This window comes from Pseudomonas sp. FP1740, assembly GCF_030687165.1.
GTDB lineage: Bacteria > Pseudomonadota > Gammaproteobacteria > Pseudomonadales > Pseudomonadaceae > Aquipseudomonas.
In genome coordinates this window covers 6,316,664-6,339,609 of record NZ_CP117461.1, presented here as the reverse complement: position 1 = coordinate 6,339,609, position 22,946 = coordinate 6,316,664, and the positions used below count along the sequence as shown (strand labels likewise).

Annotated in this window: 22 protein-coding genes and 1 other RNA gene; 11 read left to right on the top strand and 12 right to left on the bottom strand. The window is 61.0% G+C overall.

The window, feature by feature from the left end; genetic code table 11:
• The first annotated feature begins 27 nt into the window (after positions 1–27).
• Positions 28–435: a flagellar basal body-associated protein FliL gene (locus PSH69_RS28605; protein ID WP_019580533.1), complete on the top strand. Its 408-nt coding sequence runs from the start codon at positions 28–30 to the stop codon at positions 433–435.
• A gap of 60 nt (positions 436–495) precedes the next feature.
• On the opposite strand, the gene PSH69_RS28600 is transcribed toward PSH69_RS28605, so the two are convergent.
• From PSH69_RS28600 to PSH69_RS28585, 4 genes are all read right to left on the bottom strand, one after another.
• Positions 496–1,614, bottom strand: coding sequence for an ABC transporter permease (locus PSH69_RS28600; protein WP_305410469.1), 1,119 nt, complete (start codon positions 1,612–1,614; stop codon positions 496–498).
• Positions 1,614–4,337 carry a ribosome-associated ATPase/putative transporter RbbA gene (rbbA, locus tag PSH69_RS28595; protein WP_305410468.1) on the bottom strand — a complete coding sequence of 908 codons (2,724 nt, stop codon included), beginning with the start codon at positions 4,335–4,337 and terminating at the stop codon, positions 1,614–1,616. The genes PSH69_RS28600 and rbbA overlap by 1 nt, the downstream gene beginning before the upstream one ends.
• Positions 4,334–5,299 (bottom strand): HlyD family secretion protein, encoded by a 966-nt coding sequence (locus PSH69_RS28590; RefSeq protein WP_305410467.1) that lies wholly within the window; start codon positions 5,297–5,299, stop codon positions 4,334–4,336. Before PSH69_RS28590 ends, rbbA begins: the two co-directional genes overlap by 4 nt.
• A gap of 129 nt (positions 5,300–5,428) precedes the next feature.
• The gene (locus PSH69_RS28585; RefSeq protein ID WP_018927581.1) at positions 5,429–5,878 is read right to left on the bottom strand and encodes an EVE domain-containing protein; all 450 of its coding nucleotides are present in this window, start codon (positions 5,876–5,878) and stop codon (positions 5,429–5,431) included.
• Between the two features lie 200 nt (positions 5,879–6,078).
• Between PSH69_RS28585 and PSH69_RS28580 the strand changes: the two genes are divergently transcribed.
• Positions 6,079–6,228, top strand: a complete 150-nt coding sequence (locus PSH69_RS28580; protein WP_018927582.1) for a hypothetical protein — start codon at positions 6,079–6,081, stop codon at positions 6,226–6,228.
• A 35-nt stretch (positions 6,229–6,263) separates the two neighbouring features.
• Here PSH69_RS28580 and PSH69_RS28575 read toward each other — a convergent pair whose 3' ends face one another.
• The 4 genes from PSH69_RS28575 to PSH69_RS28560 form a co-directional block, all read right to left on the bottom strand.
• Positions 6,264–6,869 carry a 5-formyltetrahydrofolate cyclo-ligase gene (locus PSH69_RS28575; protein WP_305410466.1) on the bottom strand — a complete coding sequence of 202 codons (606 nt, stop codon included), beginning with the start codon at positions 6,867–6,869 and terminating at the stop codon, positions 6,264–6,266.
• An 86-nt stretch (positions 6,870–6,955) separates the two neighbouring features.
• Positions 6,956–7,134: non-coding RNA, 6S RNA (ssrS, locus tag PSH69_RS28570), on the bottom strand.
• A gap of 30 nt (positions 7,135–7,164) precedes the next feature.
• The gene (locus PSH69_RS28565; RefSeq protein WP_007940358.1) at positions 7,165–7,482 is read right to left on the bottom strand and encodes a cell division protein ZapA; all 318 of its coding nucleotides are present in this window, start codon (positions 7,480–7,482) and stop codon (positions 7,165–7,167) included.
• On the bottom strand, positions 7,479–7,688 hold the full coding sequence (locus PSH69_RS28560) for a TIGR02449 family protein (protein WP_007940359.1): 210 nt from the start codon (positions 7,686–7,688) through the stop codon (positions 7,479–7,481). Before PSH69_RS28560 ends, PSH69_RS28565 begins: the two co-directional genes overlap by 4 nt.
• Before the next feature lie 125 nt (positions 7,689–7,813).
• Between PSH69_RS28560 and PSH69_RS28555 the strand changes: the two genes are divergently transcribed.
• The 8 genes from PSH69_RS28555 to gcvH all read left to right on the top strand — a co-directional run bounded on the left by PSH69_RS28555 (position 7,814) and on the right by gcvH (position 16,851).
• The gene (locus PSH69_RS28555) at positions 7,814–8,368 is read left to right on the top strand and encodes a YecA family protein (RefSeq protein WP_007940361.1); all 555 of its coding nucleotides are present in this window, start codon (positions 7,814–7,816) and stop codon (positions 8,366–8,368) included.
• A 27-nt stretch (positions 8,369–8,395) separates the two neighbouring features.
• Positions 8,396–9,730, top strand: coding sequence for a Xaa-Pro aminopeptidase (gene pepP / locus PSH69_RS28550; protein WP_018927585.1), 1,335 nt, complete (start codon positions 8,396–8,398; stop codon positions 9,728–9,730).
• Positions 9,727–10,914 (top strand): 2-octaprenyl-6-methoxyphenyl hydroxylase, encoded by a 1,188-nt coding sequence (gene ubiH / locus PSH69_RS28545; RefSeq protein ID WP_305410465.1) that lies wholly within the window; start codon positions 9,727–9,729, stop codon positions 10,912–10,914. Before pepP ends, ubiH begins: the two co-directional genes overlap by 4 nt.
• Positions 10,915–11,029: 115 nt before the next feature.
• Positions 11,030–12,247, top strand: coding sequence for a 2-octaprenyl-3-methyl-6-methoxy-1,4-benzoquinol hydroxylase (locus PSH69_RS28540; protein ID WP_305412888.1), 1,218 nt, complete (start codon positions 11,030–11,032; stop codon positions 12,245–12,247).
• Between the two features lie 132 nt (positions 12,248–12,379).
• Positions 12,380–13,384 (top strand): extracellular solute-binding protein, encoded by a 1,005-nt coding sequence (locus PSH69_RS28535; protein WP_305410464.1) that lies wholly within the window; start codon positions 12,380–12,382, stop codon positions 13,382–13,384.
• A gap of 177 nt (positions 13,385–13,561) precedes the next feature.
• A complete protein-coding gene (locus tag PSH69_RS28530; RefSeq protein ID WP_305410463.1) occupies positions 13,562–15,178 on the top strand; it encodes an iron ABC transporter permease in 1,617 nt (538 codons plus the stop codon).
• A gap of 156 nt (positions 15,179–15,334) precedes the next feature.
• On the top strand, positions 15,335–16,417 hold the full coding sequence (gene gcvT, locus PSH69_RS28525) for a glycine cleavage system aminomethyltransferase GcvT (RefSeq protein ID WP_305410462.1): 1,083 nt from the start codon (positions 15,335–15,337) through the stop codon (positions 16,415–16,417).
• Positions 16,418–16,467: 50 nt separating this feature from the next.
• Entirely contained in the window at positions 16,468–16,851 is a 384-nt protein-coding gene (gene gcvH, locus PSH69_RS28520; RefSeq protein ID WP_018927591.1) for a glycine cleavage system protein GcvH, read from the top strand.
• Positions 16,852–16,899: 48 nt separating this feature from the next.
• Here gcvH and PSH69_RS28515 read toward each other — a convergent pair whose 3' ends face one another.
• Entirely contained in the window at positions 16,900–18,039 is a 1,140-nt protein-coding gene (locus PSH69_RS28515; RefSeq protein WP_305410461.1) for a DegT/DnrJ/EryC1/StrS aminotransferase family protein, read from the bottom strand.
• Between the two features lie 153 nt (positions 18,040–18,192).
• On the opposite strand from PSH69_RS28515, the gene gcvP reads away from it, so the two are divergent.
• Positions 18,193–21,066: an aminomethyl-transferring glycine dehydrogenase gene (gene gcvP / locus PSH69_RS28510; protein ID WP_305410460.1), complete on the top strand. Its 2,874-nt coding sequence runs from the start codon at positions 18,193–18,195 to the stop codon at positions 21,064–21,066.
• Between the two features lie 76 nt (positions 21,067–21,142).
• Here gcvP and PSH69_RS28505 read toward each other — a convergent pair whose 3' ends face one another.
• From PSH69_RS28505 to PSH69_RS28495, 3 genes are all read right to left on the bottom strand, one after another.
• Positions 21,143–21,463, bottom strand: coding sequence for a DUF2388 domain-containing protein (locus PSH69_RS28505; RefSeq protein WP_018927594.1), 321 nt, complete (start codon positions 21,461–21,463; stop codon positions 21,143–21,145).
• 68 nt (positions 21,464–21,531) lie between these two features.
• Entirely contained in the window at positions 21,532–21,969 is a 438-nt protein-coding gene (locus PSH69_RS28500) for an NfeD family protein (protein ID WP_305410459.1), read from the bottom strand.
• 11 nt (positions 21,970–21,980) lie between these two features.
• Complete coding sequence (locus PSH69_RS28495) at positions 21,981–22,895, bottom strand: SPFH domain-containing protein (protein ID WP_305410458.1); 915 nt, start codon at positions 22,893–22,895, stop codon at positions 21,981–21,983.
• Positions 22,896–22,946 lie beyond the last annotated feature (51 nt).

Sequence of the window (22,946 nt, the reverse complement as noted above, 5' to 3'; positions counted from 1 at the left end):
GGCCGCAAACCGGATAAGGAGCGAATTGTGAAAGCGTGGATCATGTTGATGCTGGCCCTGTCTCTGCCTGTGGCAGCGATGGCCGAAGAAGCCAAAGAAGGTGAAGCCCCGAAGGTCAACTACATCACCCTGAGCCCGCCGTTCGTGGGCAACTATGGGCTGGACGGTACGCCGAAGCTCAAGGTCTACAAGGCCGATGTGGCGCTACGGGTGACCGGTGACGAGGCGACCAAGGCGGTGAAGGCCAATGAGCCTCTGATCCGCAATCAGCTGGTGGCGTTGTTTGCCCAGCAGACCACCGAAACCATGAACAACGTCGAAGCCAAGGAAAAGCTGCGTCAGGAAGCCTTGAAGCAGACCCAGCAAGTGATGAACGACGAAACCGGCAAGCCGGTGGTTGAGGATCTGTTGTTCAACAACCTCATTATCCAATAAGGCTTTTGTTGTCTGGGGCGGCCCCTTCGCGGGCTTGCCTGCGAAGGGCGATTCGGCCCTTCAGGACGCCAGGCTCTTGCGAAACCGCAGCAGTGCAATGGTAAAGAACAGCAGGCCGATGGCGCTTAATGCCAGCAAGTCCGGCCAGACCACGCCGATGCCGGCGTCGCGAAACAGTATCGCGGCGCTGAGGCTGACGAAGTGCGTCGATGGCGAGCCCTGCATCACCCATTGCAGCCATTGCGGCATGCTGTCGAGGGGCGTACTGCCCCCGGAAAGCAGCAACATCGGGATAATCACCGGAATCGCCAGCAAGCCGAACTGCGGTGTCGAGCGGGCGAGGGTCGCGAGGAAGATTCCCAGCGCCGTGCTGGCGAACAGATAAACCGCCGTTACCAGCAAGAAAAAGCTCATGGAGCCAGCCAGCGGCACGCCAAGAGCGCCTTTGACAATCACTTCCAGCGACACCCAGGTGCACAACACCACCACCAGCATGTTGCTCCAGACTTTCGCCAGCATGATTTCCAGTGCCGTCAGTGGCAGCACCAGCAAATGGTCGAGGGTGCCGTGCTCGCGTTCACGCAGCAGCGCCGTGCCCGTCAGGATGATGGCCAGGATCGTGATGTTGTTGACGATCTGAATCACCGCCAGGAACCAGCCACCCTCCAGATTGGTATTGAACAGCGCTCGTGTTGTCAGCCGCACGGGTGTCTGGCTCGCCGCATCGCTCTGGCCACTGTAGGTCAGCAGCTCGCGCTGGAAAATCCTCCCGATATAGCCTGCCCCCATGAACGCCTGGCTCATGGCCGTGGCGTCGACGTTGACCTGCACCGCCGGCTGGTGGCCGCCCAGCAGATCGGCCTGAAAATTGGCTGGAACATTGATCACGAAGGTGTACCGCCCGTTGTCCAGCACCTCGTCCAGCTGACCATAAGGCAGCGGCACCGGCGTTTGAAATTCCGGCGGCCGCAGAACCTGGGCCAGTTGGCGTGACATGGGGCTGTGATCTTCATCGACCATGGCCACACTGGCGTTGTGCACACCGATCACTGAGCCCGCGGCCGGCATGTAGATCGCCACTGTAAAGGCGTAGAACAGGAACAGCAGCAACACACTGTCATGTCGCAGGCTGGTGAGTTCCTTGAGGCCAAGACGCAGGATGTGCGCAAGCTTATGCATCAGACCTCCTGCTTTTTCAGCATGGCCAGGCTGAGCCCGGTGAACCCGAGAAAGAACCCGAACAGTGCCAGGCATTGTGGCCACAACTGCCGGATATCCAGGGCCTTGGTGAAGGTGCCGACAGCGATATCGAGAAAATAGCCTGCCGGAAACAGCATCCCCATGACCGCGGCGGCGCCATCAAGGGACGACCATGGCACGATCAGACCGGAAAACTGGATGGTCGGCAGACTGGTGATGATCATGGTGCCGAGAATGGCGGCGATCTGGGTTCGGGTGAACGCCGAAATCAACAGACCCATGCTGGTGGTCGCCAGCACGTAGAGCAATCCGCCGAAGGCCAGGGTCAATGTGCTGCCCTTGAAAGGCACGCCGAACAGCCAGCGGTTCATGGCCGTCAGCACGGCGAGATTGATCAGGCTGACGGCCAGATACGGTGCCTGTTTACCTAACAGGAACTCCAGGCGGGTCAGCGGTGTGGCGTAGAAGTTGGTGATCGAGCCCAGTTCCTTCTCCCGCACAATGCCCAGCGCAGTCAGCATGGCCGGGATAAACGCCAGGATCAGCGCCATCACCCCAGGGCCGATGGCGTTGACGCTGACGACATCCTGGTTGTAGCGGAAACGGGTTTCCAGTTTGGCGGGCGCTTGCCGGGTCGGCGCGGGGCTGGACTGATCCGCCAATTGCTCCAGGTTGGCCTGGTGTACGGCTTCCACATAGTTGCGGCTGGTTTCAGCGCGAAACGGCATACCGCCGTCGAGCCAGGCCGCCACCGTAGGCTGGCGACCGGCGAACAGATCCCGACCGAATCCGGGGGGAATCTCCAGCGCCAGTTTGATTTCCGAGCGCTGCAGTCGTCGATGCAATTGCGCCGGATCGCTTATCGGAGGTTGCTCGTCGAAGTAACGGGAGCCGCGGAAGGCCTCCAGATAAGCCCGGCTTTGCGGGGTCTGGTCCTGGTCGTAGACCGCGAAGGCGAGTTTCTCCACGTCCAGGGAAATGCCATAGCCGAAAATCACCATCATGAGCATCGCCCCGAGCAGAGCGAAGGCCAGGCGTACTCTATCGCGCAGCAGTTCCTTGCCTTCACGGCTCGCCAATGCCCGCAGTCGCCCAAAGCTGAAGCGACGGTCTTTCATCGATGGGGTGGGTGCGAGCGTTGTGTCGATGGGCGTTGGTGGCGCCTCTGTTGCGACCGGGCTCTGGGCCTTTTCCAGGCAGGTGACGAACGCGGCCTCAAGTGTCTGGCCGTTGAACTGCTGTTGCAGTGCTGCCGGGGTGTCGCAGGCCAAAACCTTGCCTGCGTGCATCAATGAGATGCGGTCGCAACGCTGGGCTTCGTTCATGAAATGGGTGGACAGGAAGATCGTCACGTCCTGTTCGCGGGACAGTTCGATCAGCAGTCGCCAGAAATCGTCCCGCGCCGCCGGGTCGACGCCGGAGGTAGGTTCGTCGAGGATCAGCACTTCCGGGCGATGCAGCACCGCCACCGCCAGGGATAATCGTTGACGCAGACCCAGCGGCAATGCACCGGACGGCTGATGGGCGACGCTGGTCAGGCTGAAGCGCTGGATCAATTCGTCGATGCGCTGAGTGCTGTCGGCCTGGGGCAGATCGAACAGTCGCGCGTGCAGGTCCAGGTTCTGCCGGACACTGAGTTCGCCATAGAGCGAGAAGCTCTGAGACATGAAGCCGACACGCTTGCGGGTGGCCAGATCCTTGGCGTTCACTGGGTTGCCCAGCAGCGTGGCACTGCCTTCGCTGGCCGGAATCAGTCCGGTAAGCACTTTCATGGTGGTGGTTTTGCCGCAGCCGTTGGAGCCCAGAAACCCGAAGATCTCGCCGCGGCCGATGGCGAAGCTGACTTTATCCACAGCGGTGAAATCGCCGAAGCGCAGGGTCAGGTCATGGGCTTGGATGGCGATGTCGGCAGTAGCGTTGGTTCGGGGAGGGATTACTAGCGGCTGGTTGTCGTGGCCGGTGTCACCCTGAAAGTGAGTGAAGGCTTCATCAAGCTTGCCGCTGGGGGTTACCGCCGCCAGATCGCGGCTCAAACCGGCGGCGATCAGTTTGCCGCCGTCGAGCATCAGGCAGTGTTCGAACTGCTCGGCCTCTTCCATGTACGCGGTGGCGACCAGTAGCGTCAGTTGCGGGCGTTGGCGCCGAACGTCATCGATCAACTCCCAGAAATGCCGTCGGGACAAAGGGTCGACGCCAGTGGTTGGCTCATCGAGGATCAACAAATCCGGTTCATGGATCAGCGCGCAACAGAGGCCGAGCTTCTGTTTCATACCGCCCGACAGCTTGCCGGCCGGGCGCTCGGCAAACCGCAGTAGATCGGTGGCCAGCAGCAGGCTGTGCATGCGCTGATCGCTTTCGGCCCCGGACAGCCCGAACAGTGTGGCGAAGAAGTGAATGTTCTCGCGGATCGACAGATCAGGGTACAGGTTGCCGCCCAGGCCTTGAGGCATGAACGCGATGCGCGAGTAGAGGCTGTTGCGGTGGCGCCGGTCCTGGATCGAGCCACCGAGCACTTCCAGTTGGCCCTCCTGTAGCGTCTTCACGCCGGCGATCAATCCCAGCAGGCTGGATTTACCGGCGCCATCCGGGCCAATCAATCCGCACCGGGTACCGGTGGGCAGACTGAGCGTGATGTCGGTCAGCGCATGCTGTTCGCCATAGCGGTGCTGAAGGCGGGTGGCATGCAGTGCCAGGCCGGTCATTGAAGATTGGCCGGCCAGCCAATGGGAGCCGTGCGCACGTAGCCGTTGCCGGGCATCCCCGGTTTGGCCTGGGGCACGGCGCTGGGACGGGTCAGGCGTAGCTTGACCCGAAACACCAGTTTCTGACGTTCATCGCGAGTCTCGACTTCTTTGGGCGTGAACTGCGATTTGGCCGCCACGAAGCTGATTTTTGCCGGCAATGGCTGGTCGGGCAGGGCGTCCAGCAGGATCCGCGCTTCATCGCCGACCGCCAGGCGTCCGGCGACGGAGGCTGCAAGATAGAGGTTCATGTATTGATCGTTCGGGTCAATCAGCAGCAACACTCGCCCTCCGGCGCCGAGCACTTCCCCGGGTTCGGCCATGCGAAGCTGAATTATCCCGTCGATGGGGGCTCGCAAACTGCTGTCGTCGATTTCGCTGGTTAACTGAGCCACTTGTGCCTGCGCCGCGCCAATGGCTGCGCCGACGGCGGACACCTGGGCGCGGGCCGCAGTAACGGCGGCGTTGGCGGTGTCGAAGCGTGACTGCTGTTGGTCGATGATCTGGCCGCTGGCGAAACCGCGATTGAACAATGCCTGGGAGCGCTTGAGCTCTTGCTGGGCAAGCAGTTGCTCGCTCTGGCGCAGTTTCACATTGGCCTGGGCCGCGGAAAGATTTTCCCTGGTACGTATCACTTCGGCTTCAGCCTGGTTGCGCTGGGCTTCGAGGGTGCGGGTGTCCATGCGGGCCAGCAGTTGCCCCTGGGTTACCTTGTCGCCTTCGTCCACCAGCACTTCAGCCAATCGACCGGGTGTTTTGCTGGCGATCTGCACTTCAGTGGCTTCAAGTCGACCATTGCCGACAGACAACCCTTGGGGCAGTCGGTTAACGGTCGACCGCCAATAACCAAACCCTCCGGCGGCCAGCAATACAGCCCCCAGTAAAAAAACAAAGAAAAGCGAAGAACGGCTGTGCGTCGACATGTCGGCATCCTGCGTCTATAGCGTTCCAGTCTGACAGGAACGCGCCTGAGCACCTTGATGTTAGTCAACTGAGGGACAAGCTTGACCGGTTGGCAAGGTAAGCCTGCGTGACCGGCGGTTGTGCGTTATTTAGCGCAGGCCAAGCACCGCCGCCCATTGCTCGGCTGTCACCGGCATCACCGACAGTCGCGAGCCTTTCTGCACCAATGGCATTTCGGCCAGCGCCGTTTGCTGTTTCAGATAATCCAGCTTCAGCACCTTGGAAAACGTTTCGACGTGAGCGACATCGATCGCACTCCAGGCGTTTTTCTCGGCAGTGGCCTTCGGATCGAAGTAATGACTCTCGGGCTCCAGCGCCGTCGGGTCCGGATACGCCGCCTCGACGATCTTTCCGACTCCGGCAATCCCTGGCTCAGGGCAGCTGGAGTGATAGAAGAAAAACTCGTCGCCCACTGCCATGGCCCGTAAAAAGTTGCGCGCCTGGTAGTTGCGAACCCCGTCCCAGCGCGCTCGCCCAAGCTTCTCCAGGTCTTTGATGGAGAGTTCGTCGGGCTCGGATTTCATCAGCCAATAAGCCATGGTTTTGCTCCTTGCGAGGTGGGTGGGCAAGTGGTCAGGCAATTTTATGACAAACCGACAGTCGGTTGACGCCAGCGTTTGCGTGTCGGTTCACGTTGTCGCAAAATGCCGGCCTTCTTAGCTTGACGCTGCTGCACGGCCTACACCTACAACGGAAACCGCTGCTGTCATCGTGTTGATGTGCCTTTGGGGGGCAGTCGATGAAACGCAAACCGGATTTACTATGGATTTTGGTTATTTTATTCGGCCTTGGTGTCGTGACCACCGGCTATGCCCAAAGCCTGTGGAACAACAAACCCGATGCTCCTGTCGAGATCGCGCAGCAACAGCCGTCGGCGTTCAAGCGCTGAACCTGTCGCCTGGACGCCGCTGAGATCAGTGGCGTCTAGCCCGCGAAATACCACGCCTTGTCAGTGACCGTGCCCTGCAACGGTACATCCCAGCTCGCCTGAGCCAATCGTTGAACCTTCTGACATTCATGGGCCAAGCCCAGCAGCGTCGGCTTGCGCCAATTCTTGCGACGCGCCAGGTACGCCAGGCTTCGGTCGTAGAAGCCGCCGCCCATACCCAGGCGTCCGCCGACATCGTCAAACCCCACCAGCGGCAACAACACCAGATCCAGCGCCCAGACCTTGCGTTGCCGGGCGAGGTTGTGCCGTGGTTCGGGAATGCGGAAACGGTTGGGTTTGAGCTTTTCTCCGGGACGAATCCGCTGGAACACCATTTTGGTTCGCGGCCAGGCGCTGAGTACCGGCAAGTACGTCGCCTTGCCCCGACGTTGCGCGGCACGCATCAGCAGGCGCGGGTCGATTTCACCGTCGGTGGGCAGGTACAGGGAGATGTGTTTTGCGCGGCGAAACAGTGGGTGCTGGGCCAATTGCTTATACAGCCCGCGAGCGGCTTCGCGTTGCTGACAGGGGGTCAGTGCGCGGCGGGCCTTGCGCAGCATGCGTCGAAGTTGCGGTCGGGGCAGCAGCGCAGGTTCGGTCATGGATTCAGGCTTCAGAAGTGCGAGTACTAAAAGCGTACCCGTAAACATGCCGATGCCGGTATGAAAACCGGCATCGGATTGAAGTCAGGCTCCCCGGATGAACCGCTGCTGACTTAGCCCTTGAACCCGAAAGTTCAAGGTGGAAGATGCAGTAGGCTTTAAGGCTTTCCGTCTAGCGGACATGCACACCAGCCCAACGTGCAACCTCCAGGGTAGTGCGAATCGGCTCAGGGACGTGGTCAACTGGCAAGCACCCCAGGGAGTGATGCGAGTATAACTCAAGCGGCCTGGCGAATCAGCCCTTGGTGACATCCGGATCGGTCGACAGCGCCAGATCGACGCGGTCCAGCAGGTCGCGAACCTGTTCGCGGGTCGAGCCGCTGACCTGAACATCCGGACGTTCTTCCTTGTGCAGAAGGTCGTGCGTGATGTTCAGCGCAGCCATCACGGCAATGCGGTCGGCGCCGATGACTTTGCCGCTGCTGCGGATTTCGCGCATCTTGCCGTCCAGGTAACGGGCGGCGCTGATCAAGTTGCTGCGCTCTTCCTGGGGGCAGATGATCGAATATTCTTTGTCGAGGATCTGCACGGTAACGCTATTGCTTGAACTCATGAGTCTTGCTCCAGGGCCTTGAGGCGCGAAATCATCGATTCGACCTTACGCCGGGCGATTTCATTTTTTTCAATGAGGTGCGCGCGTTCCTCGCGCCAGGTCTTTTCTTGAGCTAGTAAGAGTGCGTTTTGACTCTTTAGTTGCTCGACTCGGGTAATCAGCAGCTCGAGTCTGGCCATCAGCGCTTGCAGGTCGGTGTCTTCCATTGTGTCCACGTGTTCGTCTGATGGGAGGTAGCTGGCGGACAGCCTTTAATAGTCTTGGCGAGTCTGTCGATGTAGGATACAAGGCCTTCATTCTAGACATAGCGCCGTCTGGCGCCTAGCTACCCATGCCCATTCAGAATTCTCCGTACCAAGCCTTCGCCACCCTGCTGAGTACCAGCGGCCATCCCGTCTCGCCTGCCGAGTTGCACGGCCTGCTGCTCGGCCGTAGCTGCGCCGGTGCCGGTTTCGATGCCGACAGCTGGCTGGCAGACGCCGCCGAGCTGCTCGAAGGCGAGCCGCAAGACAACGTTCGCAACGCCTTGATCGGCCTGCAAGAGATGGTCAAGGGCGAGCTTACCAGCGACGACATGACCGTTGTTCTGCTGCTGCCGAGCGACGACGCGCCGCTCACCGAGCGTGCAGCCGCGCTGGGCCAGTGGTGCCAGGGCTTCCTCACTGGCTTCGGCCTGACCCGTCGCGAATATGCCCTCAGCGCTGAAGCGACTGAAGTGCTGCAGGATCTGGCCGCCATTTCTCAGGTGCAAGACGCCCTGGAAGAGTCCGACGACGGCGAAAGCGACTACATGGAAGTCATGGAGTACCTGCGCGTCGCACCGTTGCTGCTGTTCACTGAAACCAAGAAAACCGACGAAGCAGCCGCCAAACCGTCGTTGCATTAATCGCGAGCCAGGAAAAGCCATCTGCCCATGATTCATATCCCGAAATCGGAATACAGCCGTCGCCGCAAGGCCTTGATGGCGCAGATGGAACCCAACAGCATCGCCATTCTGCCCGCCGCCGCGGTTGCCATTCGCAACCGTGACGTCGAGCACGTATACCGTCAGGACAGCGACTTTCAGTACCTCAGCGGCTTTCCCGAGCCTCAGGCCGTTATCGTTTTGATTCCCGGTCGCGAACATGGCGAGTACATCCTGTTCTGCCGTGAGCGCAATGCCGAGCGCGAGCTGTGGGACGGCCTGCGCGCCGGTCAGGAAGGCGCGATCCGCGACTTCGGCGCCGACGACGCTTTCCCCATCACCGACATCGACGACATCTTGCCGGGCCTGATCGAAGGTCGCGACCGGGTGTATTCGGCCATGGGCAGCAATCCGGAATTCGATCGGCACCTGATGGACTGGATCAACGTGATCCGCTCCAAGGCGAATCTCGGTGCCCAGCCGCCGAATGAATTCGTTGCCCTGGATCATCTGCTGCACGACATGCGCCTGTATAAATCGGCGGCAGAAGTGAAGGTGATGCGCGAAGCCGCGCGGATTTCCGCCCAGGCGCATATCCGGGCGATGCAGGCCAGCCGTGCCGGTTTGCATGAGTTCAGCCTCGAAGCCGAGCTCGATTACGAGTTCCGCAAGGGCGGGGCGAAGATGCCGGCCTATGGTTCGATCGTCGCCGCCGGGCGCAACAGCTGCATCCTGCATTACCAGCAGAATGACGCGGTGCTCAAAGACGGCGATCTGGTGCTGATCGACGCCGGTTGCGAGATCGACTGCTATGCCAGCGACATCACCCGCACCTGGCCGGTCAACGGCAAGTATTCACCGGAACAGAAGGCGATCTACGAGCTGGTGCTGGCTTCCCAGGAAGCGGCGTTTGCCGAAATCGCACCGAACAAACACTGGAATCAGGCGCACGAAGCCACGGTTCGAGTCATTACCACGGGCCTTGTGAAGTTGGGCCTGTTGCAGGGCGAGGTCGATGAACTGATCGCCAGCGAAGCCTACAAGGCGTTTTACATGCACCGCGCCGGCCACTGGCTGGGCATGGATGTGCATGATGTCGGCGAGTACAAGGTCGGTGGCGAATGGCGCGTGCTGGAAGTCGGCATGGCGCTGACGGTCGAGCCGGGCATCTACATTGCCCCGGACAACCAGAACGTAGCGAAGAAATGGCGCGGCATTGGCGTGCGCATCGAGGACGACGTGGTGGTCACCAAAACCGGTTGTGAAATCCTGACGAGCGGCGTGCCGAAAACGGTCGCCGAGATCGAGGCCTTGATGGCCGCCGCACGGACACAAGCGGCATGAGTCGAGTCAATCTGGCAATCATCGGCGGCGGCCTGGTTGGCGCCAGCCTTGCGTTGGCGTTGCAGGCCGGGGCCAAGGCCCGTGGCTGGAAGATCGTGCTGATCGAACCCTTTGCCCCCGGCGATACGTACCAACCGAGCTATGACGCTCGCTCTTCAGCGCTGTCGTTCGGCGCCCGGCAGATTTATCAACGGCTGGGCGTGTGGCAGGAAATCTCCCGCCGCGCCGAGCCGATCAAGCAGATTCATGTCTCCGACCGTGGGCGTTTTTCCACGGCGCGGTTGTCGGCGATGGAAGAGGGCGTTCCAGCACTGGGTTATGTGGTGGAAAACGCCTGGCTCGGCCAATGCCTCTGGCACAGTCTGGACAAGGACGTGATCAGTTGGCGTTGCCCGGCGGAAGTCACCGCCATGGAACCGCTGACCGACGGCTATCGCCTGACGCTCAACGATGAAACCCTGGTGGAATGCGACCTCGCGGTGTTGGCCGATGGCGGCCGTTCGGGCCTGCGTGAACAGCTGGGGATCGGCATCAAGAAGCGCCCGTACAACCAGAGCGCGCTGATCGCCAACATCACTCCGAGCGAAGCGCACAACGGCATGGCCTTCGAACGCTTCACTGACGACGGCCCAATGGCTTTGTTGCCGCTGCCGGAAAACCGCTGCGCCCTGGTCTGGACCCGTCTGGGCATGGACGCGCAACGGCTGGCGGCCCTTGATGACCGAAGCTTTCTCAGCGAGTTGCAGGGCGTGTTCGGTTATCGCCTCGGCACGCTGAAACAGGTTGGCGCCCGCAATTTGTATCCGCTGTCGCTGATCGAAGCCGAGGAGCAAGTCCGCCCGCATCTGGCGATCCTCGGCAACGCCGCGCACAGCCTGCACCCGATTGCCGGACAAGGCTTCAACCTGTCCCTGCGCGATGCCCAGGCCTTGGCCGACACCTTATTGGGCAGCGAGACCGCGCTCGGCGACTTCGCGACCTTGCAGGCTTATCGCGAGCGCCAGCGTCTGGACCAGAACCTGACCGTGGGCTTCTCCGATCAGGTCACCCGGTTGTTCGGCAGCACCCAGCCGCTGGTTTCCCTGGGGCGCAACATCGGCCTGCTCGGTCTTGATCTGCTGCCGCCGGCCAAGCGCTGGTTCGCCCGGCAGGCCATGGGCCTGGGTACGCGTCCCGATGTTTAAGTGGGCGCACCTGCACATCAAAATTCACGACGACGCGAGCACTTCGGTGACGCGCGTCGAGAGAACCCTTTACCTGCGGCTCAAGCCGCAAGCGAGACAGGCCTAAAGCATGGAAATGCGCGCAGATCTGCTGATTGTCGGGGCCGGAATGGTCGGCAGTGCCCTGGCGCTGGCGTTACAAAACAGTGGGCTTGAAGTCCTGCTGCTGGACGGCAGCCCTTTGAGCGTCAAACCCTTCGATGGCCAGGCGCCGTTCGAACCACGGGTGAGCGCCCTGTCGGCGGCCAGCCAACGAATACTCGAACGCCTGGGCGTGTGGGACGGCATCGCCAACCGGCGCTGCAGTCCTTACACCGACATGCACGTCTGGGATGGCAGTGGCACCGGGAAGATCCATTTCTCGGCGACCAGCGTACATGCCGACGTGCTTGGGCATATCGTCGAGAACCGTGTGGTTCAGGACGCCTTGCTCGACCGGCTGCACGACTGCGACCTCGGGATGCTGGCCAATGCGCGTCTGGAGCAGATGCGCCGTTCCGGTGACGACTGGCTGCTGACCCTGGCCGATGGCCGCACCTTGCGGGCACCGTTGGTGATCGCGGCGGATGGCGCCAACTCGGCGGTGCGGCGCCTGACCGGCGTTGCGACCCGCGAATGGGATTACATGCACCACGCGATCGTCACCAGTGTGCGCTGTTCCAAACCGCATCAAATGACCGCGTGGCAGCGTTTCACCGACAACGGCCCGCTGGCGTTTCTGCCGCTGGAACGGGACGGTCAGGAGGGTTGGTGCTCGATTGTCTGGTCGACCACGCCGAGCGAAGCCGAACGCCTGATGGCGCTGGACGACGAAAGCTTCTGCAAGGAGCTGGAGCGGGCCTTTGAAGGCTGCCTCGGCACGGTGCTCAGCGCCGACCCGCGTCTTTGCGTGCCGCTGCGTCAGCGTCATGCCAAGCGTTACGTGGCAGAAGGTCTGGCGCTGATCGGCGACGCGGCCCACACCATCCATCCGCTGGCCGGACAGGGTGTGAACCTCGGTTTCCTCGATGCCGCAGTGCTGGCCGAAGTACTGCTGCAAGCGGCCGCGCGCGGTGAGCGGTTGGCGGATGTGAAAGTGCTCAGTCGCTATGAGCGTCGGCGCATGCCCCACAACCTGGCGTTGATGGCGGCGATGGAAGGGTTCGAACGGCTGTTCCAGGCCGATCCGTTGCCGGTGCGCTGGTTGCGCAATACCGGATTGAAGATGGTCGACCAGATGCCCGAGGCCAAGGCGTTGTTCGTGCGCGAAGCGCTTGGGTTGATTGGGGATTTGCCAGCGTTGGCCAAGGCCTGAAGCCCCCTCGCCACATTGTCATTCATTCGATTGTGCAACATCTGGTAACTCCTCCACCCAGTGTTCGATTGAGAAGCGAAATGTGAGTCCTTATCATTTGGGCTCACTTCCCCATTTCGAGAGACCGCTTCCATGTTGGCACCCAAGCGTCTACTGACCGCACTGGCCCTGACCCTGATAGGCAGCACCGCCGCCCAGGCTGCCGACGAGGTGGTGGTTTACTCCTCGCGTATCGATGAGCTGATCAAACCGGTCTTCGACGCCTACACCCGGAAAACCGGGGTGCAGGTGAAGTTCATCACCGACAAGGAAGCGCCGCTGATGCAGCGGATCAAGGCCGAGGGCGAAAACGCCACTGCCGACCTGCTGCTGACCGTCGATGCCGGCAACCTCTGGCAGGCCGAGCAGATGGGCATCCTCCAGCCGTTCACGTCCAAGGTGGTCGACGCCAACATCCCGCTGCAATACCGCGCGTCCTCCCATGCCTGGACTGGCTTGAGCCTGCGGGCGCGAACCATCGCCTACTCCACTGACCGGGTGAAACCCGGTGAGCTGACCACCTACGAGGCGCTGGCCGATAAACAGTGGGAAGGCCGCCTGTGCCTGCGCACGGCGAAGAAGGTCTACAACCAGTCCCTGACCGCCACCATGATCGAAGTTCATGGCGCCGAGAAAACCGAGAAGATCCTCAAAGGCTGGGTCAACAACCTGTCCACCGACGTGTTCTCCGACGACATCGCCGTGCTGGAAGCGATCAATGCCGGTCAGTGCGACGTCGGCATCGTCAACACTTACTATTATGGCCGTCTGCACAAGCAGAAGCCGGACCTGCCGGTGAAACTGTTCTGGCCGAATCAGGGCGACCGTGGCGTGCACGTCAACCTGTCGGGTATCGGCCTGACCAAACATGCACCGCACCCGGAAGCCGCCAAGGCGCTGGTGGAGTGGATGACCACGCCTGAAGCGCAGAAGATTTTCGCTGACGTGAACCAGGAGTTCCCGGCCAACCCTGCCGTTCCGCCTTCGGCTGAAGTCGCGAGCTGGGGCAAGTTCGTGGCCGATACCTTGCCAGTGGAAATCGCCGGCAAGCGTCAGGCTGAAGCGATTCGGATGATGGATCGGGTCGGCTGGAACTGAGTCTGTCGATATACTGTGCCACCGAATGAAGTGGCGGCGTCCCTGCCGGCCTGATCGTTCCAACGCTCTGCGTGGGAATGCATCCACCGACGCTCTGCGTCGAGGCGTGACGCAGAGCGTCCACAAGATGTGTGCCCACGCAGAGCGTGGGCACAATCATTTAAACGAGAACTGTCCTTGGCCCACCCCGCCCAACGCCGCTGGTATCCCCTGGTCTTCGCCATCGCTGCGCTGGTCCTGCTGCCCCTGAGCGTCCTGCTTCTTTCCTGGCAAACCATCGATCAGCAGATCTGGTCCCACCTGTGGGACACGCAGATGCCGCGGCTGCTGGGCAATACCTTCACGCTGGTCGTCGGCGTTGGCATCGGTGTAACGCTGTTGGGCGTCAGCCTGGCCTGGCTCACCAGCCTCTGTGAGTTCCCGGGGCGGCGGTGGCTGGACTGGGCGTTGATGCTGCCGTTCGCGATTCCTGCCTACGTGCTGGCCTTCGTCTTCGTCGGCCTGCTGGATTTCGCCGGCCCGGTGCAAACCCTGTTGCGCGAATGGTTCGGCAGTGGTCTGCGGCTGCCACGGGTGCGCTCCACCGGCGGCGTGATTCTGGTGTTGGTGCTGGTTTTCTATCCCTACGTTTACCTGTTGGCGCGCACTGCATTTCTGGCTCAGGGCAAAGGCCTGATGGAAGCGGCGCGAGTCCTTGGGCAATCCCCGTGGCAGGCGTTCTGGCGAGTGGCGTTGCCCATGGCGCGCCCGGCGATCGGCGCGGGGGTGGCGTTGGCGTTGATGGAAACCCTGGCGGATTTCGGTGCGGTGTCGGTATTCAACTTCGATACGTTCACCACCGCCATCTACAAGACCTGGTACGGCTTTTTCAGTCTCTCCACCGCCGCGCAACTGGCCAGCCTGTTGCTGTTGGTGGTGATGGTTGTGCTGTATGGCGAACGCCGTGCCCGCGGCGCCAACCGGGCGAGCAACGAACGGCCGCGGGTCAAGGCGCTGTATCACTTACGCGGGGTCAAGGCGCTGGCGGCGATGAGCTGGTGTGGTCTGGTGTTCGCCTGTGCCTTCGTCATTCCCGTGCTGCAACTGCTGGTGTGGTTCTGGCAACGCGGGCGCTTCGATCTGGACGAGCGGTATGCCGGGCTGATCGTGCACACCCTGTACCTGGGCGGCATGGCGGCGTTGATTACTGTCAGCGTCGCGCTGCTGCTGGCGTTTGCCCGTCGATTGGCACCGACCCGGGTGATCCGTTCCGGAATCAGTCTGGCCAACCTCGGCTACGCACTGCCGGGCTCGGTATTGGCGGTTTCGATCATGCTGGCGTTCAGTTATCTGGATCGCGAACTGGTGATTCCGCTGTCGGGCTGGCTTGGCGGCGCGGGCAAACCGCTGCTGCTGGGCAGTCTGTCGGCGTTGTTGCTGGCCTATCTGGTGCGATTCATCGCCGTGGCTTACGGGCCGCTGGAAAGCAGCCTGGCGCGTATACGGCCTTCTTTGCCCGAAGCAGCACGTAGCCTTGGCGTCAGTGGGCCACGACTGTTTTTCAAAGTGTATCTGCCGCTGCTGCTTCCGGGCACGTTGAGCGCTGCGTTGCTGGTGTTCGTCGACGTGCTCAAGGAAATGCCCGCGACCCTGCTGATGCGCCCGTTCGGCTGGGACACGCTGGCGGTGCGGATCTTTGAAATGACCAGCGAAGGCGAGTGGGCGAGGGCCTCGTTGCCGGCACTGACCCTGGTTCTGGTCGGGCTGTTGCCGGTCATCGGATTAATCAGAAGGTCGGCGCATCGAAACGGCTAGGTGTCAGTCCTACACCTTGCGGCTACAATGCGCGGCATTCGGTGCGGTCCGTCTTTCAGACCGGGTTGCTGAAATCGGCTGAAAGCCTTTATTTCAAGGCATTTCACCCCGTACAGCGGCTGTCCGCACCTTCGCCACGCCCGGAAGGAGAAACCCATGGGACAGCGCACGCCTCTGTATGACCTTCATCTCGCCCTCGGCGCGAAGATGGTCGATTTTGGCGGTTGGGATATGCCTCTGCATTACGGCTCGCAGGTCGAGGAACACCATCAGGTGCGCCGCGATTGCGGGGTTTTCGATGTATCCCACATGACCGTGATCGATGTCAGCGGCCCCCAGGCCAAGACCTGGCTTCAATACTTGCTGGCCAATGACGTCGAACGTCTGCACAGCCCCGGCCGTGCCTTGTACAGCGCCATGCTCAACGAGCACGGCGGTATCGTCGATGACATGATCGTTTATCGCCTCGATGACGGCTATCGGCTGGTGGTCAACGCCTCTACCCGCAATCAGGACCTGGCCTGGATGCAGGCTCATCTCGGCGACTTCGATGTGCAGCTCAACGAGCGTTCCGAGTTGGCGATGCTGGCCATTCAAGGCCCTCACGCCCGGCACAAGATTGCCGAATTGGTGACCCAGTCCCGCGCTACGCTGATCCAGCAGCTCAAATATTTCGAAGGTCAGGCCGACGGTGACTGGTTCATCGCCCGCACCGGCTACACCGGTGAGGACGGTCTGGAAATCGTGCTGCCGGCCGATCAGGCGCCGGGTTTCTTCAACGATCTGGTGGGCGCGGGTATTTCCCCGATCGGCCTTGGCGCGCGCGATACCTTGCGGGTCGAAGCCGGGATGAACCTGTACGGTCAGGACATCCATCAAGACGTTTCACCGTTGGCCTCCAACATGGCCTGGAGCATTGCCTGGGAACCGGCCTCGCGCCAGTTCATCGGTCGCACGGCCCTGGAAGCCGAACAGGCCAATGGCGTACAACACAAACTGGTCGGTCTGGTCCTTGAAGAGCGTGGCGTTTTGCGAGCGCATCAGGTGGTTCGCATCGCCGATGTTGGCGAAGGGGAGATCACCAGTGGTAGTTTCTCTCCTACGCTTAGCAAGTCGATTGCACTGGCGCGCGTGCCGGCGGCCACCGCCGACCGCGCTGAAGTGGAAATCCGTGGCAAGTGGTACCCGGTTCGAGTGGTCAAGCCGACCTTCGTACGCCATGGCAAAACCTTGATCTAACCTTTTTTGGCGGTCAATGACTGCCGACATTTTTCTTGAGGACACAGAACATGAGCGAAATCCCTGTCGACCTGCGTTTTGCCGAAAGTCACGAATGGGCCCGTCTAGACCATGATGGCGGCGTGAAAGTGGGTATTTCAGACCATGCTCAGGAAGCCTTGGGTGATGTGGTGTTCGTCGAGCTGCCGGAAATCGGCAAAGTGTTCGCTGCCGGTGAGGCTGCGGGTGTCGTCGAGTCGGTCAAGGCTGCGTCGGATATCTACTCGCCGGTCTCCGGTACCGTCATTGCGGTCAACGAAGAGTTGGCCAACAGCCCGGAACTGGTCAACAGCGCGCCTTATGACAGCTGGTTCTTCAAACTGGAGCCAAGCGATACCTCTGAGCTGGACAAGCTGCTCGACCCGATGGCCTACAAGGCCGCCATCGGCGAGTAATGCCCGCCTTCGCAGGAGCTGCCTTTGGCAGCTCCTGCGAAGGTCGAATCAAGGCCGCAAGACGGCTTTCACCGCCGCCACCGAACGCTCGACATCCGCTTTATCCATGGCCGTGAACATCGGCAGCGAGACGATCAGTCGTCCGACCCGTTCGGCGACCGGGAACATGCCTTCCTTGAACCCGCGTTCGCGGTAAAGACTCAGCAGGTGAATCGGCGGGTAGTGATAGCCGATACCCACCCCCAGTGCCTGCATCTGCTCCATGAAAGTAGCCCGTGCCGGTTTGCCATCCTGGCGTTCCGGGAGCACCAGTTGGAACAAATGCCAATTGCTGTTCTCGAAATCCGCCGGGGGCAGTTGAGCACCGTATTGCGCTTCGAAGTCCTCGCCGAAGCAAGCGAAGTAATGTTTGGCCAGCTCACGACGATGAGCTGTGATCGCTTCGATATGGGCAAACTGCCCCAGGCCAATGGCTGCCGCGACATCGGTCATGTTGAACTTGCCGCCCAGCACATCAACATCCAGCCCATCGAAACCGCTGCGGGTGACGCCCTGCAAGCGGTACTTTTCCGCCAGCCGCGCTTCTTCGGCATTGTTCAGTACCAGGCAACCGCCCTCCGAACAGGTGACGTTCTTGTTCGCCTGGAAACTGAAGGACACGAAATCACCAGTCGCACCGATGCGCTGTCCGTTCCAGCTCGAACCCAATGCCTGGGCCGCGTCTTCCACCACTCGCAAACCGTGTTTTTTTGCAATCGCGTAAAGGCGCGTCATGTCCACGGGCAGTCCCGCGAGATACACCGGGATAATGGCTTTGGTGCGCGGGGTAATTGCTGCTTCAAGCTGCGCCAGGTCGATATTGCGGGTAACCGGGTCGATGTCGGCAAACACCGGCGTGGCGCCAACTTCCAGAATCACGTTGGCGGTGGCTACCCAGGAAATCGGCGTGGTGATCACTTCATCACCCGGTCCGACGCCGGCAATTCGCAATGCGATCTCCATGGTGCAGGTACCGGAATTGAACGTACGCACCGGGCGCCCGCCGAAATATTCCGAGAGTTGCGCTTCAAAAGCCTGCACCTTGGGGCCGCTGGTAATCCAGCCCGAGCGCAGCACATCGCCGACAGCGGCAATGGTGGCTTCATCGATGGTCGGTTTGGAAAAGGGCAGGAAAGACAGTTGGCTCATAAATGTGGATACCCGATCAGCGAACGTTTGTAGGCGCCGAGCATAATGATCCGGATTGACCGACAGCGCCACGCCATCCGTGCCGGTATCGACTGCTATGCTGGTTTGACCGAGTTGCATCGACGCTGAGCGCCAGTCATGAGAGAGCCCGTCATGTCCCAGTTGCCGTCCTTGAGCCAGTTACGCGACCCCAATACCTTCCTGCGCCGCCACCTCGGGCCCGATGCCGCCGAGCAGCAGGCGATGCTCGACAGCCTGGGCCTTGGCAGCCGCGTCGAGTTGATCGAGCAGACGGTGCCGCCGGGAATCCGCCTCAACCGACCGCTGGACCTGCCGCCCGCCCTCGATGAGGTAGCCGCACTGGCCAAACTGCGCGGCTACGCCGAACAGAACCAGGTCTGGACCAGCCTGATCGGCATGGGGTATCACGGCACCCTCACGCCGGCCGTAATCCTGCGCAACGTGCTGGAAAATCCCGGTTGGTACACCGCTTACACGCCTTACCAACCGGAGATTGCCCAAGGCCGGCTCGAAGCGCTGCTGAATTTCCAACAGCTGACCATCGACCTGACCGGTCTGGAACTGGCCAACGCCTCGCTGCTGGATGAAGCCACGGCGGCCGCCGAGGCCATGGCACTGGCCAAGCGTGTCGCCAAGTCCAGAAGTAACCTGTTCTTCGTCGACGAAAACTGCCACCCGCAGACGATTTCCGTGGTTCAGACCCGGGCCGAAGGGTTCGGTTTCGACCTGGTCATCGACGCTATGGATAACTTGAAACAGCACCAGGTGTTCGGTGCGCTGCTGCAATATCCCGATACCCATGGCGAAATTCGCGATCTGCGTCCGTTGATCGATCATTTGCATGCCCAGCAAGCCCTGGCCTGCGTCGCCACCGATTTGTTGAGCTTGCTGTTATTGACCCCGCCGGGGGAGCTGGGTGCCGACGTGGTATTCGGTTCGTCCCAGCGTTTCGGCGTGCCCATGGGGTACGGCGGTCCGCACGCGGCGTTTTTCGCCAGCCGCGACGAATACAAACGGGCGATTCCGGGGCGGATCATCGGCGTATCGAAAGATGCTCGCGGCAATGTCGCCTTGCGCATGGCTCTGCAAACCCGCGAGCAACACATTCGCCGGGAGAAGGCCAATTCGAACATCTGCACCGCCCAGGTGTTGCTGGCCAATATCGCCAGTTTCTATGCGGTCTACCATGGCCCGGAAGGGCTCAAAAATATTGCCCAGCGCGTCCATCGGCTGACCTGCATCCTCGCCGCCGGCCTGGAACACCATGGCGTTACACGTGTGAACCAACAGTTCTTCGACACCCTGACCCTGGAGGTCGGCGGCGCTCAGACCGCGATCATCGAAAGCGCCCAGGCGGCGCGGATCAACTTGCGCATTCTCGGTCGCGGGCGATTGGGCCTGAGCCTCGATGAAACCTGTGACGAAGGCACCGTGGCGAAGCTGTTCGATGTATTTCTAGGGGCCGACCATGGGCTCAACGTCGGCGAGCTGGATGCTGAGGCCCTGGCGTCCGGCATTCCTGCGGGATTGCAGCGCAGTACGCCTTATCTGCGTCATCCGGTGTTCAACGCCCATCACAGCGAAACCGAAATGCTGCGTTACTTGAAGCAGCTGGAAAACAAAGACCTGGCGCTCAATCAGTCGATGATCCCGCTGGGCTCCTGCACCATGAAGCTCAATGCCACCAGCGAGATGATCCCGATCACCTGGCCGCAGTTCGCCAACCTGCATCCGTTCGTGCCGAAAGAGCAGGTGGTGGGTTATTCCTTGATGATCGAGGAACTGGAACGCTGGCTCTGCGCAATCACCGGTTTCGATGCGATCTGCATGCAGCCCAACTCGGGCGCCCAGGGCGAATACGCCGGGTTGCTGGCGATCCGCAAATATCACGAGAGCCGTCATCAGGGCGCGCGGGATATCTGCCTGATCCCGTCTTCGGCCCACGGCACCAACCCGGCCTCGGCGCAAATGGCCGGGATGCGGGTAGTGATCGTCGAGTGCGACGAGGCGGGTAATGTCGATCTGGAAGACCTGAAAGAAAAGGCCATCGAGGCGGGGGACAAACTCGCCTGCCTGATGGCGACTTATCCTTCGACCCATGGGGTCTACGAGGAAGGCATCAGCGAGATCTGTGAAGTTATCCACCGCCATGGCGGTCAGGTGTATATGGATGGCGCCAACCTCAACGCGCAGGTCGGGTTGGCGCGGCCGGCAGACATCGGCGCCGACGTGTCGCACATGAACCTGCACAAGACGTTCTGTATTCCCCACGGTGGTGGTGGGCCTGGGATGGGACCGATTGGTGTGCGGGCGCACCTGGCGCCATTCGTTGCCAATCACCCGGTGGTGCCGATCGACGGCCCGTTGCCGGAGAACAGCGCGGTGAGCGCGGCACCCTGGGGCAGTGCGAGCATTCTGCCCATCAGCTGGATGTACATCGCGATGATGGGGCCGCAACTGGCGGATGCGAGTGAGGTGGCGATCCTCGCCGCGAATTACCTGGCGCAGCATTTGTCCGGGGCGTTTCCGGTGCTCTACACCGGGCGCAACGAGCGCGTGGCCCACGAATGCATCCTCGACTTGCGGCCGCTCAAGGCGCTGACCGGGATCAGCGAAGAAGACGTTGCCAAACGCCTGATGGACTACGGCTTCCATGCGCCGACCATGTCATTCCCGGTGCCGGGGACGTTGATGGTCGAACCGACCGAGAGTGAATCGAAGGCGGAACTGGACCGTTTTATCGATGCGATGCTGAGCATTCGCGCGGAAATCAACGAGGTGCAGAACGGCAACTGGCCGGCGGAGGACAACCCGCTGAAGCGCTCTCCGCATACCCTGGCCGACATCACCGGCGTCTGGGAGCGGCCGTACAGCATCGAGCAGGCGGTGACGCCGGATGCCCACACCAAGGCCCATAAGTACTGGCCGGTGGTAAACCGTGTGGACAATGTCTACGGCGATCGCAACCTGTTTTGCGCGTGTGTGCCGGTGGATGAATACCGCTGAAGTCACTCGCCCCTACAAATCAGGGGCAAAAAAATGCCGCTCATTTAGAGCGGCATTTTTTGTTCAGCAACGAACCTTATTTCGAGGCGATGGCATTCTTCGCCAGGATGGCGTTCGCCAGTTCCATGTCCGTGGCTTGCAGGCCAGGGTTTTCAGCGCGGACTTTCTGCATGGCGGCTTCCAGATAGGGGCCGCGAATGGCGCCGTCACTGGCGACAAAGCTGCCGGCGTCGTCCTGGGCGGCGACGATCAGCTTGTGATCCCTGGAGGTCAGGTAGGACGTACCGGTGGTGGCACCGGAAGTAAGGACGTTACGCAAAAAGCTGTCATCAGCCATCGCCGAACCGACTTGAAGGGACAACACGGCGACGGTAGCGACAGCAAGTTTGAGACGCATAAAAGGTGACTCCACTGGGTTTTAACTGCGGCCTTTGATTGCCAATAACCCAATCGAGTTCCGTGACGTTAGTCGGCCCGCTCCACCAGTAAAATCGCCCCTTGTTGCCCGATCACCCGAACACGGCTGCCAGGCGCGGCATCAGGCCCTCGGGCCATCCACACACCGTCGGCGACCTTGATCTTGCCACGGCCATCGACAATCGCTTCAGTGACCACGAACACCTTGCCGATCAGCTCTTGCCCTCGCAGGTTCAGATTCGGCTGGTCGCTGGCCCGCACCACACTGCGCTGACGTCTCCACCAGTACAGGGCGGTGAGGATCGAAAAAACGGCAAACAACAGCACCTGCCATTCCCAGGGCAAACCCGGTATCAGGAACGTCAGCACGCCGACGGCGGCGGCTGCCATGCCGATCCACAGCAGATAACCGCCGGCACCGAACACCTCGAGAATCAGCAACAGCGCACCGAGGGCCAGCCAGCTCCAGAACGAAAACAGTTCCATGGGCGGCGACCTCAGCTTTTCTTGCCGTCGAAGGTGGCTTTGACAATTTCGCCGATGCCACCGACCGCACCGATCATCGAACCGGCTTCGAGCGGCATCAGGATCACTTTGCTGTTGTTGGCCGAGGCCAGTTTGCCCAAGGCATCGATGTACTTCTGTGCAACGAAGTAGTTGACCGCCTGCACGTTACCGCCGGCGATGGCTTCGGACACCACTTTGGTAGCCTGGGCTTCGGCCTGGGCCTGACGTTCCCGGGCCTCGGCTTCGAGGAACGCCGCCTGACGACTGCCCTCGGCTTCGAGAATCTGCGCCTGCTTCTTGCCTTCGGCGGTGAGGATCGCCGAGGCGCGCAAACCTTCGGCTTCCAGAATCTGTGCGCGCTTGATCCGCTCGGCTTTCATCTGGCCGGACATGGCGGCCATCAGGTCGGCGGGAGGGCTGATGTCCTTGATCTCGATCCGGGTGATCTTGATGCCCCACGGCGCCGTGGCTTCGTCGACGGTGCGCAGCAGTTTTTCGTTGATGTTATCGCGCTGGCTGAGCATCGCGTCCAGCTCCATGGACCCGAGCACGGTGCGGATATTGGTTTGCAACAAATTGCGCACGGCATGTTCGAGGTTGTTCACCTCGTAGGCGGCCTGGGCAGTATTGACCACCTGGAAGAAACACACGGCGTCGATCTGCACGGTGGCGTTGTCGGCGGTGATGACTTCCTGGGGCGGAATGTCCAGCACGCTTTCCATCACGTTGATCTTGCGGCCGATGCGGTCCATCACCGGAATGATGATGCTCAGGCCTGGCTTGAGGGTATTGGTGTAACGGCCGAAGCGTTCGACCGTCCACTCAAACCCTTGGGGCACCACTTTGAAGCCCATGAAAAGAATGGCCACGACCAGCGCGACGAAGAGAATCAGTGCAATGCTCATAACGGTCCCTGTCCAGTCTGGTTGAATTGCGACGACCAGAGTGTAGGGCAA

Excerpts from the sequence above, each read along its gene's own strand:
- PSH69_RS28600 (WP_305410469.1), bottom strand. The coding sequence starts at position 1,614 with ATGCATAAGCTTGCGCACATCCTGCGTCTTGGCCTCAAGGAACTCACC.
- rbbA (WP_305410468.1), bottom strand. The coding sequence starts at position 4,337 with ATGACCGGCCTGGCACTGCATGCCACCCGCCTTCAGCACCGCTATGGC.
- PSH69_RS28590 (WP_305410467.1), bottom strand. The coding sequence starts at position 5,299 with ATGTCGACGCACAGCCGTTCTTCGCTTTTCTTTGTTTTTTTACTGGGG.
- PSH69_RS28585 (WP_018927581.1), bottom strand. The coding sequence starts at position 5,878 with ATGGCTTATTGGCTGATGAAATCCGAGCCCGACGAACTCTCCATCAAA.
- PSH69_RS28580 (WP_018927582.1), top strand. The coding sequence starts at position 6,079 with ATGAAACGCAAACCGGATTTACTATGGATTTTGGTTATTTTATTCGGC.
- PSH69_RS28575 (WP_305410466.1), bottom strand. The coding sequence starts at position 6,869 with ATGACCGAACCTGCGCTGCTGCCCCGACCGCAACTTCGACGCATGCTG.
- PSH69_RS28565 (WP_007940358.1), bottom strand. The coding sequence starts at position 7,482 with ATGAGTTCAAGCAATAGCGTTACCGTGCAGATCCTCGACAAAGAATAT.
- PSH69_RS28560 (WP_007940359.1), bottom strand. The coding sequence starts at position 7,688 with ATGGAAGACACCGACCTGCAAGCGCTGATGGCCAGACTCGAGCTGCTG.
- PSH69_RS28555 (WP_007940361.1), top strand. The coding sequence starts at position 7,814 with ATGCCCATTCAGAATTCTCCGTACCAAGCCTTCGCCACCCTGCTGAGT.
- pepP (WP_018927585.1), top strand. The coding sequence starts at position 8,396 with ATGATTCATATCCCGAAATCGGAATACAGCCGTCGCCGCAAGGCCTTG.
- ubiH (WP_305410465.1), top strand. The coding sequence starts at position 9,727 with ATGAGTCGAGTCAATCTGGCAATCATCGGCGGCGGCCTGGTTGGCGCC.
- PSH69_RS28540 (WP_305412888.1), top strand. The coding sequence starts at position 11,030 with ATGCGCGCAGATCTGCTGATTGTCGGGGCCGGAATGGTCGGCAGTGCC.
- PSH69_RS28535 (WP_305410464.1), top strand. The coding sequence starts at position 12,380 with ATGTTGGCACCCAAGCGTCTACTGACCGCACTGGCCCTGACCCTGATA.
- gcvT (WP_305410462.1), top strand. The coding sequence starts at position 15,335 with ATGGGACAGCGCACGCCTCTGTATGACCTTCATCTCGCCCTCGGCGCG.
- gcvH (WP_018927591.1), top strand. The coding sequence starts at position 16,468 with ATGAGCGAAATCCCTGTCGACCTGCGTTTTGCCGAAAGTCACGAATGG.
- PSH69_RS28515 (WP_305410461.1), bottom strand. The coding sequence starts at position 18,039 with ATGAGCCAACTGTCTTTCCTGCCCTTTTCCAAACCGACCATCGATGAA.
- gcvP (WP_305410460.1), top strand. The coding sequence starts at position 18,193 with ATGTCCCAGTTGCCGTCCTTGAGCCAGTTACGCGACCCCAATACCTTC.
- PSH69_RS28505 (WP_018927594.1), bottom strand. The coding sequence starts at position 21,463 with ATGCGTCTCAAACTTGCTGTCGCTACCGTCGCCGTGTTGTCCCTTCAA.
- PSH69_RS28500 (WP_305410459.1), bottom strand. The coding sequence starts at position 21,969 with ATGGAACTGTTTTCGTTCTGGAGCTGGCTGGCCCTCGGTGCGCTGTTG.
- PSH69_RS28495 (WP_305410458.1), bottom strand. The coding sequence starts at position 22,895 with ATGAGCATTGCACTGATTCTCTTCGTCGCGCTGGTCGTGGCCATTCTT.